10 protein-coding genes are annotated in these 17,562 nt (G+C 66.3%); 6 read left to right on the forward strand and 4 right to left on the reverse strand.

The window, feature by feature from the left end; genetic code table 11:
• The first annotated feature begins 2 nt into the window (after positions 1-2).
• On the forward strand, positions 3-1,370 hold the full coding sequence (gene gdhA / locus ACU0AG_RS01350; protein WP_482780457.1) for an NADP-specific glutamate dehydrogenase: 1,368 nt from the start codon (positions 3-5) through the stop codon (positions 1,368-1,370).
• 152 nt (positions 1,371-1,522) lie between these two features.
• Positions 1,523-2,539 carry a phosphatase PAP2 family protein gene (locus ACU0AG_RS01355; protein WP_482780458.1) on the forward strand — a complete coding sequence of 339 codons (1,017 nt, stop codon included), beginning with the start codon at positions 1,523-1,525 and terminating at the stop codon, positions 2,537-2,539.
• A gap of 3 nt (positions 2,540-2,542) precedes the next feature.
• On the opposite strand, the gene ACU0AG_RS01360 is transcribed toward ACU0AG_RS01355, so the two are convergent.
• The gene (locus ACU0AG_RS01360) at positions 2,543-3,490 is read right to left on the reverse strand and encodes a tetratricopeptide repeat protein (RefSeq protein ID WP_482780459.1); all 948 of its coding nucleotides are present in this window, start codon (positions 3,488-3,490) and stop codon (positions 2,543-2,545) included.
• Between the two features lie 110 nt (positions 3,491-3,600).
• Here ACU0AG_RS01360 and ACU0AG_RS01365 point away from each other — a divergent pair, with 110 nt between their 5' ends.
• Genes ACU0AG_RS01365 through ACU0AG_RS01380 form a run of 4 tightly spaced genes read left to right on the forward strand, consistent with a single transcriptional unit; the run spans position 3,601 to position 9,611 of the window.
• Positions 3,601-6,054, forward strand: a complete 2,454-nt coding sequence (locus ACU0AG_RS01365; protein ID WP_482780460.1) for a cyclic nucleotide-binding domain-containing protein — start codon at positions 3,601-3,603, stop codon at positions 6,052-6,054.
• Complete coding sequence (locus ACU0AG_RS01370) at positions 6,054-6,914, forward strand: hypothetical protein (protein ID WP_482780461.1); 861 nt, start codon at positions 6,054-6,056, stop codon at positions 6,912-6,914. The genes ACU0AG_RS01365 and ACU0AG_RS01370 overlap by 1 nt, the downstream gene beginning before the upstream one ends.
• Before the next feature lie 10 nt (positions 6,915-6,924).
• On the forward strand, positions 6,925-8,721 hold the full coding sequence (locus tag ACU0AG_RS01375; protein ID WP_482780462.1) for a cytochrome c3 family protein: 1,797 nt from the start codon (positions 6,925-6,927) through the stop codon (positions 8,719-8,721).
• 2 nt (positions 8,722-8,723) lie between these two features.
• Positions 8,724-9,611, forward strand: a complete 888-nt coding sequence (locus ACU0AG_RS01380) for a phosphodiesterase (protein ID WP_482780463.1) — start codon at positions 8,724-8,726, stop codon at positions 9,609-9,611.
• 4 nt (positions 9,612-9,615) lie between these two features.
• Here ACU0AG_RS01380 and ACU0AG_RS01385 read toward each other — a convergent pair whose 3' ends face one another.
• Genes ACU0AG_RS01385 through ACU0AG_RS01395 form a run of 3 tightly spaced genes read right to left on the reverse strand, consistent with a single transcriptional unit; the run spans position 9,616 to position 17,561 of the window.
• Positions 9,616-13,743 (reverse strand): LVIVD repeat-containing protein, encoded by a 4,128-nt coding sequence (locus tag ACU0AG_RS01385; RefSeq protein ID WP_482780464.1) that lies wholly within the window; start codon positions 13,741-13,743, stop codon positions 9,616-9,618.
• A complete protein-coding gene (locus ACU0AG_RS01390) occupies positions 13,743-15,599 on the reverse strand; it encodes a hypothetical protein (protein ID WP_482780465.1) in 1,857 nt (618 codons plus the stop codon). Before ACU0AG_RS01390 ends, ACU0AG_RS01385 begins: the two co-directional genes overlap by 1 nt.
• The gene (locus ACU0AG_RS01395) at positions 15,600-17,561 is read right to left on the reverse strand and encodes a heme-binding protein (protein ID WP_482780466.1); all 1,962 of its coding nucleotides are present in this window, start codon (positions 17,559-17,561) and stop codon (positions 15,600-15,602) included.
• Position 17,562 lies beyond the last annotated feature (1 nt).

Consider the following 17,562-nt stretch of genomic DNA (forward strand, 5'->3'; position numbering starts at 1 on the left):
TCATGGCAGTCACCGATCACGTCGACCTCAATGGCTTCATGGAGGGCGTGAAGAAGCGCAATCCGCACCAGCCGGAATTCGTGCAGGCCGTGCAGGAAGTGGCCGAAGACATCTTCGATTTCATCGCGGACAAGGAGGAATACCACGCCCAGCAGATCCTGCGCCGCATCGCCGAGCCGGACCGCGTGGTATCCTTCCGCGTGTGCTGGGAGGACGACAAGGGCAATATCCGCGTGCAGCGCGGCTGGCGCGTGCAGAACAACAACGCCATCGGCCCCTACAAGGGCGGCATCCGCTTCCACCCCAGCGTGAACGAAAGCGTGCTGAAGTTCCTCGCCTTCGAACAGACCTTCAAGAACGCGCTCACCGGCCTGCCGATGGGCGGCGGCAAGGGCGGATCGAACTTCAATCCGAAGGGCAAGAGCGTGCGCGAGATCATGCGCTTCTGCCAGTCCTTCATGACCGAGCTTTACCGCCACATCGGCGCCGACATCGACGTTCCGGCAGGCGATATCGGCGTCGGCGGGCGCGAGATCGGCTTCATGTTCGGCCAGTACAAGCGCATCACCAACAACTTCACCGGGGTGCTGACCGGCAAGGGGCTGGAATGGGGCGGCAGCCTGATCCGCACCGAAGCGACCGGATACGGCGCGGTCTATTTCCTTGAAAACATGCTGGCGACACGGGGCGAGAGCCTTGAGGGCAAGACCGCCGTGATCTCCGGTTCCGGCAACGTGGCGACGCACGCGGCGGAAAAGATCGTCCAGCTGGGCGGCACAGTGCTGACCCTGTCCGACAGCGGCGGGTTCATCCACGATCCCGACGGCATCGGTCAGGACAAGATCGACTGGGTGAAGACCCACAAGACCCATCGCCGCGGGCGGATCGAGGAATATGTCGAGGCCTTCCCCACGGCGACTTTCCACGCGGGCAAGACCCCGTGGGGCGTGCCCTGCGATGTCGCCCTGCCCTGCGCCACCCAGAACGAATTGCTGGGCGAGGACGCCAGGACGCTGGTCGCCAACGGCTGCATGGCGGTGTCCGAAGGCGCGAACATGCCGACCGACCTTGCTGGCGTGCACATCTTCAAGGACGCCAAAATCCTCTACGCGCCGGGCAAGGCCTCGAACGCGGGCGGGGTTGCGGTGTCGGGCCTCGAAATGAGCCAGAACTCCGAACGCCGTTCGTGGAAGGAGGAGGAATTGCAGCAGATGCTGACGGACATCATGACCGGCATCCACGACCGCTGCATCCGCTATGGCGATCAGGGGGCCAAAGGAGGCGAACGCTATATCGACTATGTGAAGGGCGCGAACATCGCGGGCTTCAAGAAGGTCGCCGATGCGATGCTGGCCTTCGGGGTGGTGTAAGCTGCGGAGCAGGCGGGCCCTGCCCGTTTCTGCGGGCAGCGGATTTGCTTTGGCAGTCGGTCATTTTTCCGTCATGTGAGGGTCGCGGCGGCTCCGGCCCCTGATCTGTTGCCGGTTCCCCCGGCGCCACCTCACATGAAGCGCAATCGTCCATGAATGTCACCTCCGCGATTGCCTTGAACCCGCCGGAGGTTTCCGACGAGCCGCTGCGCGCCAGGCTGCTGGTTTACGCGCCCCTGCCCGAATTGCTGCTGGCGCTGATTTTCCTGTCGATCGGCCTCGCGCTGTCATGGGGGCTGGAGATCGAATTCTCGCTTCCGGCCAGCAATGCGCTCGAATTCACCGGCATGAGCTATGCCGTGCCGCTGTCGCTGATTGCGTTCCTCGGCCTGTTGCTGGTGCTGGCAAAGCAGACCATGCGGCTGCTCTATTACACGGCTGCCGGGATCGCCTATGGCATGATCCTCGTCACCCATTTCAACATCAAGCTGTGGATGAGCGTGATCAATCCCGTGCTGTGGGACGGGTTCTACTGGCAGACCGACCAGATGGTGCGCCCGCTGGTCGAGGCTGCCTTTCAGGTGCATCATGCCACCGACTGGGTGATGCCCGCGGGCAACCACCTTTACCTCTTCGCCTTTCTGGCGATGTTCGCCGGCAGCATCATCGTCCATTCGATGCAGGCCTTCATCGTGTTCCGCAAAGTCATCTTCAGCGCGATGCTGGTGCATGTGCTGGGGGCGCTGGCCTATCTGGTGATGCCCGCTGTCGGCCCGTTCCTTTATGAACCCGGCGTCAATGCGCTCGAAACGGCGCGGCAGGTGCATATGTTCGGCGGCTATCAGGCGCTGGCAACCGGCGGCAGGCCGTGGATCGCGATCGAGGGCAGCGCGTTCATGTTCGCCGCCGTGGCAGCTATGCCTTCGCTCCACGTCGCATCATCGGCGGTGTTCGTCCATTACGCCTGGCATCACGCCCGCTGGCTCGGGGTGATCTATCTGCCGCTGTTCGTGTTCATCATGTTCGAAGCCGTGGCGACCCGCTGGCATTACTGGATCGATGTGGTGGCCGGGCTGGCGCTGACGGCGCTGGCCATCGCCATCACGTCTGCGGTTTTCCGCCCGATCGAGGCTTACGGGAAGACACGGCAGCCCGCCGCCAGCGACTGACCCCTATTCCACCCCCAGCGCCGCCGCCTGCGAGCGCAACTGGGCCGCAGCACCGGGGTTGGCCTTCACCGCCGCTTCAAGCGCGGCTTTGGCCTTCGCCGGTTCGCCCAGCGTCATGCGGCTGCGGATCAGCATCACCCAGCCATCGATGTTCTTCGGTTCGCCCTGAAGCCGCGCTTCGAGCTGGGCGACCATGCCTTCGGCCATCTGGCGCTGCTCGGAAGGCTTCATGCCGCTCGCCGCTGCGACATCCGCCGCGCTCGGCCCGCGCACATCGGGGCTGGCGGCATCACCCGCGACGCTGCCCGATCCCGGCGCGATCAGCGCTGGCTTGCGCGCCGCCTGCGCCTCGGCGATCCGGCTGGCGACCGCGATGCTGTTCATCTGCCCGACCTGTTCGATAGTGCGCACCAGATCGGCCTCCCACGGCGCGCCTTGCGGGCTGTCGGCCAGCAGATCGAGCCATGCGGCAATCGCGCCTTCGTGATCCTTGTCGATATCCTTCTTGGCGGCGAGGAAATAGCGCGCGCGCGGATCGCTGGCATCCAGCGCCAGCGCCTTTTCAAAGGCCGCCAGCGCTTCGGGCGGCAGGGGATCGCGCTTGCTGGCCAGCACCAGCGCCTCGCCCAGCGCCGACCACAGCACCGCCTCATCGGGGGCGATCGCAATCGCGCGGCGCCAGGCATCGGCCGCCCCGGCATAGTCGCGCTGCTGGAACAGGGCGAAGGCAAGGTCGCTCCACGGCCCGGCATCATCCTGCGATGCTTCCGCCGCGGCGCGCAATTGCTCGATCGAAAGCGGCGCGCCCTCCGCAGGCGCAGGGACGGCATCGCCCGATCCCTGATAGACGTTGTAGCCGATCGATCCCGCCGCCAGCAGCAGCGCCCCGCCGAGCAGAACCCAGCCCGCTTTCGATGTTCCGCCCGCAGGCGCCTGTCCGTCCGAAACCATGCCAGGTGCGCTAGCATCCCCTGCGAAATCGGGCAATTCGCTCTGGCATCAGGGGCGCTTTTCACTATGGTGAGCGCTTGCGTGCAACCTATCCGATAGGGGGAGGATAGTTGGCCGGGACTTACGCCGTCGCCATTGTCGGATCGGGGCCAGCCGGCCTCAGCGCGGCTGCGCGGGCGGCGGCGCTGGGCATGAGCCACGTGCTGCTGGAAAAGACCGATCACCTCTCGGACACGATCTTCAAATACCAGAAGGGCAAGCACGTGATGGCAACGCCATCCAATCTCGTGCTGCGCAGCGATATCGACTTCGAAGCGGGCAAGCGCGAGACGATCCTCGGCCTGTGGGACGAACAGATCGCCGGTCATAAAGTCAACGTGAAATACCACGCCGAAGTGGCTAAGATCGAAGGCGAAAAGGGCGCCTTCGCCATCCATCTGCGCAATGGCGAGGTGGTGGCGGCGGCTGCAGTGGTGCTCGCGATCGGCACGCAGGGCAACCCCAACAAACTGCGCTGCCCCGGCGCGGATTCGCCGCTGATCCAGTACCAGCTCGACGATCCCGGCGAATATTACGATGAACACATCACCGTGATCGGATCGGGCGATGCGGGGATCGAGAACGCGCTGGGCCTCGCCGCCGATCCGGCGCAGCGCAATGTCGTCACCATCCTCAACCGCTCCGCCGATTTCGCCCGCGCCAAGCCCGCCAACGTCGCCCTGCTTGAGGAAGCCGAGCGCGAGGGCCGCCTGATCGTGCGGCGCGAGACCGAGCCGGCGGAAGTGAAGGACGGCGAGCTGCTGCTCAACACCCGTGACGGGCAGGAAGCGATCCGCTGCGACCGGATCATCGCGCGCACCGGATCGCAGCCCCCGCGCGGCTTTGTGGAAAGCATGGGGATCGAGTTTTCCAGCCCGGAACCCGGTGCCTTCCCGAAACTCTCCCCCGTGTTCGAAACGACCAAGCCCGGCATCCATGTGATCGGCGCGCTGGCGGGCTATCCGCTGATCAAGCACTGCATGAACCAGGGCTATGACGTGATCGAGTTCCTGAACGGGAACACCGGTCTCAAACCCGCCGACGAACCGATCCTCGCCGAGAAATTCGGCGCCCTGCCGGGAGGCCGCAGCGTGGAGGAATGGCTGGCGGTGTTCGGGCAGAACATTGCGATCCTGCAGGACCTCTCGACCCTCCAGCTGCGCGAACTGATGCTGGACAGCGCGTGCCACGCCTATGAACCGGGCGATGTGATCTTCCGCCGCAACGATCCGGGTTCCTCGATGTTCGCGATTGCCAAAGGTTCGGTCGCGGTGGAGATCAATCCTGCCGATCCCTCGGTCACGGTGGGGATCGAACAGGGTTCGATCTTTGGCGAGGTCGGCCTGATTTCGGGCCGCCGCCGCGGGGCGACCGTGCGCGCGGCGGAACCGGTGATCGCGCTCGAACTGTCGCGCACGGCGGCGCTCAAACTGCTCGCCACCTCGCCCGGCGCGGCGCGGGCGGTGAACGCGATTTCGATCGAGCGGCAATTGCTCCAGATGTTCGGATCGGGGCTGACACGCGCGGATGTTGCCCCGCTGGTCGCCAGTGCCGAGGTGGTGCAGGCGCGGGCCGGACAGGTGATCGTGCAGGAAGGCGCGGACGACAAGGACGTGTTCATCATCCGCCGCGGGTCGATGATCGTCGAAAAACGGATCGGGGATCGTCCGGTGTTCCTCTCCTACCTGCCCGCCGGTTCCTATTTCGGCGAAATGGCGGTGATCGACGGGAGCGCACGCACCGCCACGGTGAAGGCGGCGATCAAGTCCGAGGTGATCCGCCTGCCGGGCGAAGGCTTTCTCGCGCTGCTGGATGCCAACCCCGCGCTGCGCGAGAAAGCTCTCAAGGACATGGCGGGCCGCCGCGCCACCAATGCCTTCATCGAAAGCCGCAAGGACAGCTTCGGCGGCGCGGTCGATCTCTATTCGCAGACCGCGCAATTCCTGGTCGATAACGGCATCGGCGAGGCGACCGATGTGCTGCTGATCGACGAGAAGCTCTGCATCGGCTGCGACAATTGCGAGAAAGCCTGCGCCGACAGCCACGACGGCCTCTCGCGCCTCGACCGCGAGGCGGGGCGCACCTACGCCCACTTGCACGTGCCGACATCCTGCCGCCATTGCGAACACCCGCATTGCATGGCCGATTGCCCGCCCAATGCAATCAAGCGCGGACCGGATGGCGAGGTGTTCATCGATGAAACCTGCATCGGCTGCGGCAATTGCCAGCGCAACTGCCCCTATGGCGTGATCCGCATGGACGCCAAGCCGCCGAAAAAGCCGTCGCTGCTCCAGTGGATGCTGTTCGGCACCGGCCCCGGCCCGGGCGAGGCCCCCTATAGCTGGCGCAAGAAAGCCGCCGAAAAGGAAGGCGCAGCCAAGCCCAAGCAGGCGATCAAGTGCGACATGTGTTCCGGCATCGATGGCGGCCCCGCCTGCGTGCGCGCCTGCCCCACGGGCGCCGCCATCCGCGTTGCGCCTGACAAGTTCCTGACCTTCACCAAACTGGCCGAGGACGCCGGATAGTGGCCCCGGCAGCGAACAACCGGTTCTCGCAGGACGAAAAGCGGCGCGATTCCGATCACGTCAGCTTTCTGCGGCACAGGGGTTTCCGCTGGCTGTGGGTGGCGCTGGCGCTGTGCGCGGTCAGCATCGCGGGCTATGCCCTGATCGACCAGCAGCCGCGTCCCAATGGCGGAAGCTGGTATGGCTATACCCTCGGCACCATCGGGCTGGTGCTGATCGTCTGGCTGTCGCTGCTCGGGGTGAGGAAGCGGCGGATCAATCCGGGCGCGTGGAGCCTCAAGGCGTGGACATCCGCGCATGTCTATCTCGGCCTGTCGCTGGTGGTGGTGGGCACGCTGCACACCGGCTTCCAGATCGGCTGGAATGTCCACACGCTGGCCTATGTGCTGATGCTGCTGGTGATCGCGACGGGGATTTACGGCGTGGTGGTCTATGACACCCTGCCGGCCAGCCTTTCGGCCAACCGCCGCGAAATGACCCGCGCCCAGATGCTCGACGCGCTGACCGCGATCGACCGCCAGCTGGAAAGCGCCGCGCAGCCGCTGGAGCGGGCCGGGGCCGATCTGGTGATCGCTGCGCTGGCGCAGGACACCTTCCACGGCGGCGCGCTGGCGCGGCTGACGGGTCGCTATCCGCGCTGCGCCACTGCGCGCGCCATCGCGGGCATCGGCGGCGCATCCGAGGCGGCGGTGCGGGTTGCCGCGCTGCTCGAAAAGCGCCGCGACCAGCTGGCGCAAATCCGCGAGGCGCTGCGCATCCGCGCCCTGCTGGAAGTGTGGCTGTTCATCCACATCCCGCTCACCATCGCCCTGATCGCCGCGCTCGCCGCGCATGTGATCAGCGTGTTCTATTACTGGTGAGGGCGGCGCGATGACCTTCCTGATCCGCACCATCGATTTCACCGCCGCCGGGCGCGAGATCATCCGCGACCGCGTGGTGGAGCAGGCGAGCCTGACGGTCGGGCGGGCGGCGGAGAATGACATCCACCTGCCCGATCTGGCGGTGGAACAGCGCCACGTGCGGATCGACCTGAAAGCGGACGGCACGCTGACAGTGGCAGCGCTCGGCACGCTGGGCTTCGGGCTTGACGGGCGCAGTGTCACCGAAGGCGAAATCGACCCGCGCACCGGCGGCGAAATCGCGCTGGGCGCGGCGCGGCTGGCCGTGGCGCAGGACGGCGAAGCGGTGCTCGTCACCATCCGGCAGGCAGTCGCCGATGAAGGCGCGGGCGATGCCCTGCGGGGCTTTGCGCTCGCCAGCGTGCTCCCGTCCAAACGCGCGGCAAGCTGGGTGCTGGCGGGCGCGATCCTGCTGCTGTTGCTGATGGTGCCGGTGGCAAGCCACCTGATGCGCACGCCGGTGAAGAACGATCCGACGGGCAAGACGCCGGGGCAGGTGGTGCTGGACGCCGCGTGGACCACCGGAACGCTCTCGCTCAAGCATCACAGCCTCGAAGACAATTGCGAAAGCTGCCACGTTGCCGCCTTTGAAAGCGTGCAGGACACCACGTGCCTTTCCTGCCACGCCGACACCGGCGATCATGCCGCTATGCCCCGCCTTGCCGCCGGGATGCCGCCGCTTTCCCCCGGCGATGCGATCCAGTGGCGGATCGGCACGGCGCTGGGCAAGGAAGGGCCGCTGGGCTGCGTTGCCTGCCATTCAGAACACGAAGGGCCGGTGCGCACGCCTGCGGGCGGCGAGGCCTTCTGTTCGGATTGCCACGACAGCCTCGACACCCGCCTCACTGACACCGCGCTCGGCAATGCGCATGATTTCGGCAAGGGCCACCCGCAATTCCGCCCGGTCTATTTCGCCAGCTTCGGTGCGGCGAGGCCAGTGCGCGCTGCGGCGGGGAGCACGCCGGTGGAACGCTCCGGCCTCAAATTCCCGCATGATGTCCACATGGATGCCAAGGGCGGTGCAGCGCGCATGGCGGTGAGCCTGCCGCAATATCGCGCACCGCTCGAATGCAAGGACTGCCACACCCCCGAAGACAGCCGGATCGGGTTCACGCCCGTGAAAATGGAGGACGCCTGCGAGAGCTGCCACAGCCTCGTGTCCGGCCGCACGGCGGCAGGCGGGTTCAGCAAGCTGCGCCACGGCGATGTGAAGGATCTGGCCGAGGATCTCGCCCGCATTGCCTCCGGCCCGCGCCCGCCGCCCGTTGCCCCCGCCCGCCAGCGCCCCGGACAGCTTGGCACCTACCGCGCCGATTTCGGACGGCCCGTGCGCGCCTATATCGGGCTGTCGAATGCGCTCTCTGCCGGCGGCGTGTGCACCGAATGCCACCTGCCCGCCCGCGGCCCGACGGGGCGGGCCGATCTGGTGCCGGTCAACCTGCCCGACCGCTTCCTTGCCAGCGGCTTCTTCAGCCACGAAGCCCACAAGAAGGAAGAATGCACCGATTGCCACGCGGCGGACACCTCGAGGGCGGCGAGCGATCTGCTGATCCCCGATCTCAAGTCCTGCCGCGATTGCCACCTTGGTGCGAGCGCGGTGAAGACGAAGAAAATCGTGCCGTCCGATTGCGCGATGTGCCACGCCTATCACCTGCCCGCCGGGCAATGGCAGCCCGAAGGCAAGGGCAAGCCGCCCCACTACAAACCGCCGCCTGCGCCGGCTGCAAAAACCACAGTTGCGGCGGTTTCCGGTGCGGCTAGGAGATAGCGATGAACCGGGTCGCTCCATCTGCAACAGACGCCGTGCTGATTGCGCAGCTGACCGATATCCATGTCGGCTTTGCCCCCGGTGACGGGCCGGACGAGCTGAACCTTGTCCGCCTGCGCGCCGTGCTTGACCGGTTGATGCACGGCCCCAACCGCCCCGATTGGCTGGTGCTGAGCGGGGACATCACCGATCGCGGCGATGCAGAGAGCTTTGCCAAGGCCGCAGCGCTGGTGGCGCAATGCGAGTGCCCGGTGCTGCCGCTGGTCGGCAACCACGATAGCCGCGCCGCGCTGCAGGGCGCCTTCCCGCAGGTGACACCTGCCGAGGGCGGCTTTCTGCACTATGTCGTCGAGGCTCCGCTGGGTCTCAGGATCATCTGCCTCGATACGCTGGAGGATGGCCGCCACGGCGGGGCCTTCTGCGATGCCCGCGCCCGCTGGCTGGCCGCACGGCTGGCCGAGGCGCCCGATGCCCCGACGCTGGTGTTCATGCATCACCCGCCGATCATCGCCGGGATCGACTGGATGGACCCCGCGCCCGGCGAGGCATGGATCACCCGGCTGCGCGACGTGCTGGAGGGTCAATCGCAGGTGCAGGCCATCCATTGCGGGCACCTGCACCGCCCGATCACCACCCGCTTTGCCGGGCTGCCGCTGGGGGTCACCCCCTCGGTCGCGCCGCAGGTGGCGATGGCGCTTTCGCCGATCGACAAGGATGCGCCCGACAACCGCGAACTGATCACCGCAGAACCACCGGCCTATGCCCTGCACCGCTGGGACGGGCAGAACCTTGTCACCCATTACGAAAGCGTGGGCGACTGGCCGGTGCTGGCGCGGTTTCATGCCGGCCTGCAACCGATGATCGAAGGCATGTTTGCCGAGCGGGCGTGAAGCTCTACTTCCGCGCCGCCCTTTGCGCGCCCGCCGGTGCCACCCCGACCCAGCGGTTCATGTCGACATCGTCGCTGACCTTCCACGGCACCCCGCTGCGGGTCATGAACAGGCGCTCCATCTCGGCCCGCGTGAAGGGGCGTGAACCCAGCCTGCCGAACACCGCCATCTGCCCGCCGGTCTCGTCCACTGCACGATCACGGTCGAGGCCTTTGGACAGCGCAATCGCGGGCGTCGGGGTTTTCGCCCAGGCGATCAGTTCGGGCACGGGTGCGGGGGAAAAGCCGTAGAAATTGCGCTGGCTGTCGGGGCTGGTGAGTTGCAGCACCTTCATGCCGTTGCGCCCGTCCGCCACGTAGGCGAACAGCGAGGCATTGGTGGTGGCGACGATCACATCCTCGGCATCGTCAAGCGCCCCGTCCAGCGTCACCTTGCTGAAGACCCTGGGGCTGCGCGGGTTCTTCACATCAAGGATCACCAGCCCTTCGGCCTTGGCCGCGACATAGGCATAGGTGCGCGCGATATAGATGCGCCGGGCATCGGCGAGCGGCACTGTGGCTTCGGGCACGGCGACCGGATCGCGCAGGGCGGTGATATCGAACAGCTTCACCCCGTCCGCGTCCGAAACCCACAGGTAACGGAACTGCACCGCGCTCGCCCGCGCATCGCGCAAGGGTCGCACCGCCGCCAGCCGGGGCGTGTCGGGATCGGCCAGATCGACCACCACAAGCCCCTTGTCGGCGGTGATATAGGCGACCTCGCCCGCCAGCGTGATGTGCCGCGCGCCGGCCAGCACGCCATCGGGGTTCCACGCTGTGCGCCCGTCGACAAAGGTCTTGCGGCGCAGCTGGTTGTTGCGGAATTCGCCATCGGCCAGCGTGTTGACGTTGACGAGGATCAGGCCCTCCACCGCATCGGTCACCACCGCATAGTTGTAGATCGGCAGGAAGGCCTGTTCCTGATTGGCGGCGCGCATCGCCTCGGTGTTGCGGTGCGGCGCGATCGGCTGGTTGGTGGCCAGCGCCATGCAGGTCGCGTTGCTGGTCTTGACCTGCGTATCATGGCCGAGCGCGGAGAACGGCCCCTTCAGGATCCGCTCCGAAGTGCCCTTGTTGGCGATGCTGGCAACGTCATAGGCAACGAAACCGCCCTTGCCCGTGGCCGCAAACATGTATTCGCCGCGCAGTTGCAGACACCCGACGCGCCCGCTGGTGCCTTCGTGGATGTTGACGAATTCCTCAAGCGGCTGGGTCTCGCCCGAAAGGTTCTTGTCGAAGGTCTTGCCCCGCACCCAGTTCTTCAGCTCGCGCCCGTTCTGCTCGACATGCAGCCCCCAGTAATCTGGGTAGGCATAGCGGTGGAGGTAGGACCCGATCACCGCCTGCGGTTCATCATATTCGGTCACGCGGGTGGCCTGAAACCCGCCTTCAAGGCCCGTCCATGCGTTGAGCCCGACGAAATTGACGTAATTGGTCCCCAGCAACAGCAGCTGCGCCATGATCGCGTTGTTATCCTCGGCGGCGGACAGGTGGCAATCGGTGCAGGTCTTGGTTTCGGTCAGTCGCACCGTATGGGGGAAATGCGGCGCGAAAGCCTGTGACGAGAAGCCGATCGCCGAAATCGGCGGCTGCTGCACATAGATCCGCTCGCGGTTGATGTTGGTGGAAGACAGCACCAGCGCCGAGGACGAACGCACCGGGGCGACCTGATTGCCCTTGGTGGTCTGGTGCTTGCCGAGCTGGAACATCTCGTCACGCGCGACCTGCGGGTTGTAGGTGGCGAAATTGCGCGTCTCCCCGCCTTCGTAGCGGTGGCTCTTGGTCTTCCAGTTGGCCTCGATCGGCAGGTGGCACCCGCCGCAGCTGGTGGTCCATGAAAGGTGGCAGGTGAAGCACGCCATGTCCGGATCGCGGTGGGCGCGGTCGCTTTCGGCAATGCCGGTGCCGAATTCGAAATTGCCCGTTTCCGCGCCATAGCGGCTGACCAGCTTGGCGCGCGCGGCCTTGGCGTTGAAGGCGGGGGTGGCGGGATCGACCGAGTCCCTGACGAGGCTCATCTCCCATTCGAGATCGGGGTCGATGATCGAACGCTGCACCAGCTTGCGGCGGCCATCCGCGCCCTCCAGCCATTCGAACCGGCGCTTGCCATCCGGGTTGCGCAGCAGGGCGAGGTTGTGGCCTTCGGGCGGCGCGGCGGGGCCGCTGGTGCGCAGGGTGGGATAGGCATCGGGGGTGCCGTGGCAATCCTTGCAGGTGATCTCGATGGCATTGGCGACCTCGCCATAGATCAACCCGTTGCCGTGGCTGTCCTGCTCGAAATGGCAATCGGCGCATTGCATCCCCTTTTCGGCGTGTATGTCCATCATGTGGACCGCCTTGCCGGGGTTGGTGCCTGCGGGGACGAACTTGCCCTCGCCCTGCTTGCGCCATTTTTCCGGATCGTCGGGATCGACGATCTTGCCTTGTGCATCGAGCAGATTGCCCTCGCGGTCACGCTTGAAGATCGCGCGGAAGTTCCAGCCGTGGCCATGATAATCGGCGAACTGGGTGTCCTTCAGCTTGGGGTTCAGATCATAGACATTGCGCAGGAAATCGACATCGGCCCACTTGCCCTTGGGCGCCGCGCCTTCGGGGTTGCGGTCGGTGACGGCGCGGACTTCGGCGGCGGTGGGGTATTTCTGCTTTTCGGGCCACATGTGCGGCGCGTCGCTCTCGTAATCCCACATGGTGTAGCCGAGGAAGGAATTCAGGAAGATGTTGGGCTGGTGCATGTGGCAGTTCATGCACTGGCTGGTGGGAATGGCGCGGGTGAACACGTGCTGGAGCGGGTGGCCCTTTTCCTTGACCTTGCCATCAGCCGTCAGCAGCGCGCCATCGGCGTCTTTGGCTGCGCTACCGCTTCGCTGCTTGAGCGCGTCGCCGTGATCGGCATGGCCCGGTTCCTTGACCGCACCATGCTTCTTACCCGCATAGCCCGCCGCGTGCTCGATCTTCTCCGCAATCGTCGGATCGACCGTGATCGTCTGCCCGTCGCGACCATATTGCGCATAGGTCAGCGAATGGCGCGGTTCGCGGTCGTTGGCATAGACCACATGGCAGCTCGCGCAGCCCGAATGGCGGTAATCACCTGGCTGGTCGTTCGTCCCCATGAACCACGTAAAGGGATCATTGAGGCGGGTCTTGTGGATGTTGAGCGCGGGGATCGCCACGCGCAGGCCGGTGCCGGGGCCGCGGTTGGATTGCTTGAGATCGGGCCGCCCCGGCTCCTCCAGCCGCTGGATCGCGCCTGACGGGTTGGGCAGGCCGATTTCAGGGAACTGCGAATTGATCGTGCGCCCGCCGCGTTCGAACACGCGGAACACATCGCCCGGCGGGATCACGTGCCAGGTGGGCAGCGGATACATCTCGGCCAGCACGCCGCGGGCCACCTGATCCTCCGACAGCTTGCCCCCCGGCCCGGCGCCGGGCGAGGTGATCTTCGCGGGCAGCCCCTCGCGGGTATAGGCCTCGCCCAGCAGGTAGTTCTTGTAGGGCAGGATCCCGTTATTGTAGCTCGCCCCGCCCCACAGCATCGCGCCCGATGCCATGATCGAACGCTCCGCCGCCTCGATCGCGCCGATGTGGCACGCCCCGCAGGCATCGCGGGCTACGCGGTAGTCCGAAGGGTTCACGAACTTGATGAACTCCGGCGCTTCCTTGTTGAGCAAGGCGTAAGACCGTTTGGGATTGGCGGACGAGGGGAAATGCCAGCTGTCGGGATATTTGGGCAGCACGTGGGCGGTGTCGCGGGCGGCGATGTAATCGGGGTGATCGTGCGGCAGCTGCGCATTGCCGCGCACCTTGGGATTGCCTCCGTGGCAATCGGTGCAGCCCAGCCGCACGGCGGGCGAGAGGTGCATGGTCGGCGCGTCGGACTTCGTATGGCAGGTGAGGCAGCCTTCGGACTTGGCGTCCATCTCCGCCATCGATTGCCGCTGCGGCGCGGGAGCTGCGAAAACGGCGGAGTAATCCCGCTTCACCGGCTTTTCCTTGTCCGCGGCCTGCGTGTCGCGGGCGAACATCAGCGCGGCCAGCACCAGCGCCGCCAGCAGCAGCGCAATGTGGCGGGTCAGGGGGCGGATCAGCGCGGCCATCAGTAGGTCAGCAACACATTGGCGAGGATCGAGACGAACTCCCGCCCGCCGCCGCGTGCGGTGAACAGGTCGCGGAAGCCGTCCCCCGCCAGCAGCGTGGCGGCGGACAGGCGAAAGACGAGGTTCTGGTTGGCCTTGGGCCGCCAGATCGCTGCGGCGGACAGGTCAAATCCGATCTCCTTCGGGATCGATCCTTCGTTGCGCAGCGCCTGCAAGGTCGCGGTATTTGCGAACCACAGGTGGTTGGCATTGGCCGAGAGGCGGAATTGCGGGGTAAGGTCGAAATCCGCGCCGACACCCAGCAGCATCAGCCCCGGATTGTTGAAGTTGCTCTGCCCCTGCTCCTTCGAGCTACGCAGCGAATTGAGGATGCCGTTGCGCCCGTTGACCGCAATCGCACGCCCGCCGCCGGCGAAGGGAATGGTCTGGCGGATCCAGTAGGAAGTGTCGGCCCCTGCAAACACCGGGTTTTCGAAGATCGCATCGAACCCGCCTTCGGTATCGTCATAGGGATCCTCGTCCCCGCTGGCATAGGCGGCGGAGAGGCGGAAGCGCATCCAGTCGCGATCGTAGCTCGCTTCGACCGCCGCGAACTGAGCGTTGATATCGGCCGGGCGGTCGGTGAAAAAGCTGTTCCGGTCCTCGCCCAGCGCCCAGTAGAAGCTGCCCGTCAGGTTGACCCGCCCGATCCGCCCGTCGGCATTGTAGCCAAGGTAGACCACATCATACTCCCGCCCCCTGAGCGTGCCGAGCAGCGCGGGGCGCACCGGGAAGCCGTTGGTGTCGATCTGGATGTCGTCAGCCTCGCGGTTCATGTTGTAGACCACGGTGATCTGGCTGGTCAGCGCCGGGATCAGGAAATCCTGCCGGTAGGCATTGGCGACGAACACGAAATCATCGCGCAGCGGGCGCAGGATCGCGTTGAGGCCCGAATTGGTGTCTTTCTCCAGCCGCCAGAACGCGCCGAGGTTGAACTGGAAGCGGTTGTTGTCACGCGATCCGAACAGGCGCACGCCCAGCTGCTGGTCGTTGAACAGGAACCCGCGGAAGTCCGACTGGAACGGCTGGATGCCTGCCCGGATCGAGATGAAGTCGAACCGGTCATTGTCGAACTGGCTGAAGTGGTAATCGACGAAGGCTTCCTGCACGCCAAGGAACTGGTCGAGCCGGTGCGAGGGGCGCGATGGTTCGACAAACAGCACGCGCCGTTCGGGCACATCGACATAATTGACGTTGTAGGCCAGCGTGACACGGTATTCGACCGTCGGCGGCTTGAAGGTGGTCGATCCTTTCAGCAGCGCGAAACCGGCGATGAAGGTCTGGCTGAACACCTGCGAGAAATCATTGCCGAACACATCATTGCGGTCGGGGTCTTCGGTGGTCTGCACCCCCACAGGAATGGGGAAGGTGCGCGGTTCGTAGACGCTGTCGGAGATCAGGTTGGCGACGAAGAACCAGTCGTCGCCCGTGATCGGCAGCCACGGCACCTTGGCGCGGTTGATCGGGCGGTCGCCCTTGTAGGTGTTCTGGTTATAGGGATCGAACAGGTTCTCCTTAACGAGGCCCAGGCTTTCGATCAGGCGCCAGCGATCGGGGATCGGCAGCTGGTCGGTCGGGAAGGCCTGCGGCGGCGGTGCGCGGACCGCGCCTTCGTTGGTCTGCTCGATCCGCTCCGGCAGGGGCGCGGTATAGCCGGGGCGCTGGCGGCCTTCGATGATGCCGGGATCGACGGGGGGAATGTCCTGTTCCCAGTCGTTCGGCGGCGGAGCCTCGCCCGGCGGGGCTGGCGGCGGCTGCACCTCCTCCGGCGGCGGCGCGGCCTGTAGCAGCAGCAGCGCGGGGAGCAGCGGGCCCATCTACAGCCCCTCGCACACGTTCTGCGCCGCGCTGTCCAAGAACGGCGCGAAGGGGCAATTGACATAGCGCAGCCGCACCTGCCGGCTGCCGACCTGCACCACGATCCTGTCGGCGCGGCGATCGGCCGGGGCATTGCCGATGCCGCCGCCTGTGCGCCCTGCGGCATTGCCGAGGCCGAGGAAGCTGATCATGTCGTCCTGATCGATCCCGTCGCCCGAAACCCCGATGCCGCCGACCAGTTGGCCATTGCGGTAGATGGGCACCGATCCGGGAAAGATCTGGATGCCGTTGTCCAGCCGCGTCGCGCCCGGCGTCACCTGAGGCAGGCCGGTGCAGTTCCTCGGCGTGTCGGTGCTGCTCGCGCCGGTGACGAAGTTCAGATGCTGCGCCAGATTGCCCACCACCAGCGCGCTTTGCAGCCCGGTGGAGAAGGGGTTGAACTGCCCGATGGGGCGCGACAACGGCCCGTTTGGCTGCCCCACCTCGCCATCGGGGAAATAGGGGCGCGACAGATTGCCACCCGCCCTGTCCGAGAACGCGAAGGTCCCCGTCAGCGCCGCCGGATCGCCCAGAAAGCTGCGCGTGCGGGCTACGAATTGCGGCACTTCTCCGCCGGTTGCCAGCAGATCGCTGGCAGCAAAGGCACCGGAGAAGAAATTGGCGGTGCGCGCCTTTTGCAGGGAGACATCGATGCCGAAGATCGGCGCATCGGGCGATCGCACGATCCCCAGCACGCTCCCGCGCGTATCGACCAGGCTGATCGTCACCTGCGCGCGGCTGTCCAGCGGCTGGCGGATCTGGGCGCGGGCGCGGCTCATCACGGTGAAGGCTTCTTCAAGGATCACCCGCGCCTCTGCCGCGGTGATCGGCGCGGCCACATCGCCCGCATCGGTCCCGCCGCGCACCGGATAGCGGTTCACCCCCGCGCCGTTGGTCAGCACGAAGGCATCGCGGTTGGCGAATTCGGCCGCCGTCGCGGCACGCACGCCCGAAGCCTCGGTGCCATAGGCCGCGCCAGCCAGCAGCGCGGTGCCCATGTAATAGCCCGTCACCGGCACCAGCGCCCCTGCGGTGGCGGCAAAGCTCGCGCCGCCCACGGCGCTCAGTTGCGGATATTCGATATCGGTGTAGCGCAGCGAGGTGCCATCGGCCGTGATCCGGTCGGCGCGGATCGCCACGGGAGCCTCGAACCCGACGGTGCCGGCCAGCGCAATCGCCTCGTCGAGATCATTGTCGCGGTCGAGCACGTTGGGGTCGAAGCCATAGACCCCGTCGGCAATCACCCCCACCCCGCCGATGACCACGCCATTGCGATAGAGCGGGAAGCCCCCCGCATCCGCCGCAAGGCCCAGTGGCGAACGCTTGGGGCCGATGAAGCCGTCACTGGCGCGGGCGGCAAGGTCGCTGCATGGCAGCTGGCTGAACTGCACCCCGAACAGCGGGCCGCTTTCCAGCCCTGCCGTGGTCGGCGCCTTGGGGAAATGCTCCTGCACGATGAAGCTCGCCGTGCGGGTGGAGAAGGCATTGCCCCCGCTCGACAGGTAAGCGCCGGTGATCGCCTTGGCGATGGCGGCACCTGCGGCGGGGATGGTCAGGCCCTGCGCATCGCTGTTGCTGCCATCTGGGGCCGAGGGAATCCGCGCCGTCGCCCCTGCCCCCGGCATGGCGAACACGCCCAGCACATTGCCCACGCGGTCGGTCACCGCAATCGTCGCCGCCGCGCCCCGCGCCCGCGCCTCGGCAGCGGCCTGCGCGATGATGGTGCCGACTTCGGCGCTGGAGAGGCTGACAGCGGGCGGAACCGAATAGAGATTGCCCGCAGGCGGCGGCGGTGGCGGGGTGGTGCCGCCGCCGGTCGCGCCGCCATTGCTGGTCGGGCTGTCGCCGCCCCCGCAGGCGGCAAGCAGCAGCGCGCCGGTCGTCACCCAGAATGTGGCCCGCGATGTCGACTTTTGGCGCATC

This window comes from Erythrobacter sp. RANMB8, assembly GCF_056848235.1.

Excerpts from the sequence above, each read along its gene's own strand:
- gdhA (WP_482780457.1), top strand. The coding sequence starts at position 3 with ATGGCAGTCACCGATCACGTCGACCTCAATGGCTTCATGGAGGGCGTG.
- ACU0AG_RS01355 (WP_482780458.1), top strand. The coding sequence starts at position 1,523 with ATGAATGTCACCTCCGCGATTGCCTTGAACCCGCCGGAGGTTTCCGAC.
- ACU0AG_RS01360 (WP_482780459.1), bottom strand. The coding sequence starts at position 3,490 with ATGGTTTCGGACGGACAGGCGCCTGCGGGCGGAACATCGAAAGCGGGC.
- ACU0AG_RS01375 (WP_482780462.1), top strand. The coding sequence starts at position 6,925 with ATGACCTTCCTGATCCGCACCATCGATTTCACCGCCGCCGGGCGCGAG.
- ACU0AG_RS01380 (WP_482780463.1), top strand. The coding sequence starts at position 8,724 with ATGAACCGGGTCGCTCCATCTGCAACAGACGCCGTGCTGATTGCGCAG.
- ACU0AG_RS01385 (WP_482780464.1), bottom strand. The coding sequence starts at position 13,743 with ATGGCCGCGCTGATCCGCCCCCTGACCCGCCACATTGCGCTGCTGCTG.
- ACU0AG_RS01390 (WP_482780465.1), bottom strand. The coding sequence starts at position 15,599 with ATGGGCCCGCTGCTCCCCGCGCTGCTGCTGCTACAGGCCGCGCCGCCG.
- ACU0AG_RS01395 (WP_482780466.1), bottom strand. The coding sequence starts at position 17,561 with ATGCGCCAAAAGTCGACATCGCGGGCCACATTCTGGGTGACGACCGGC.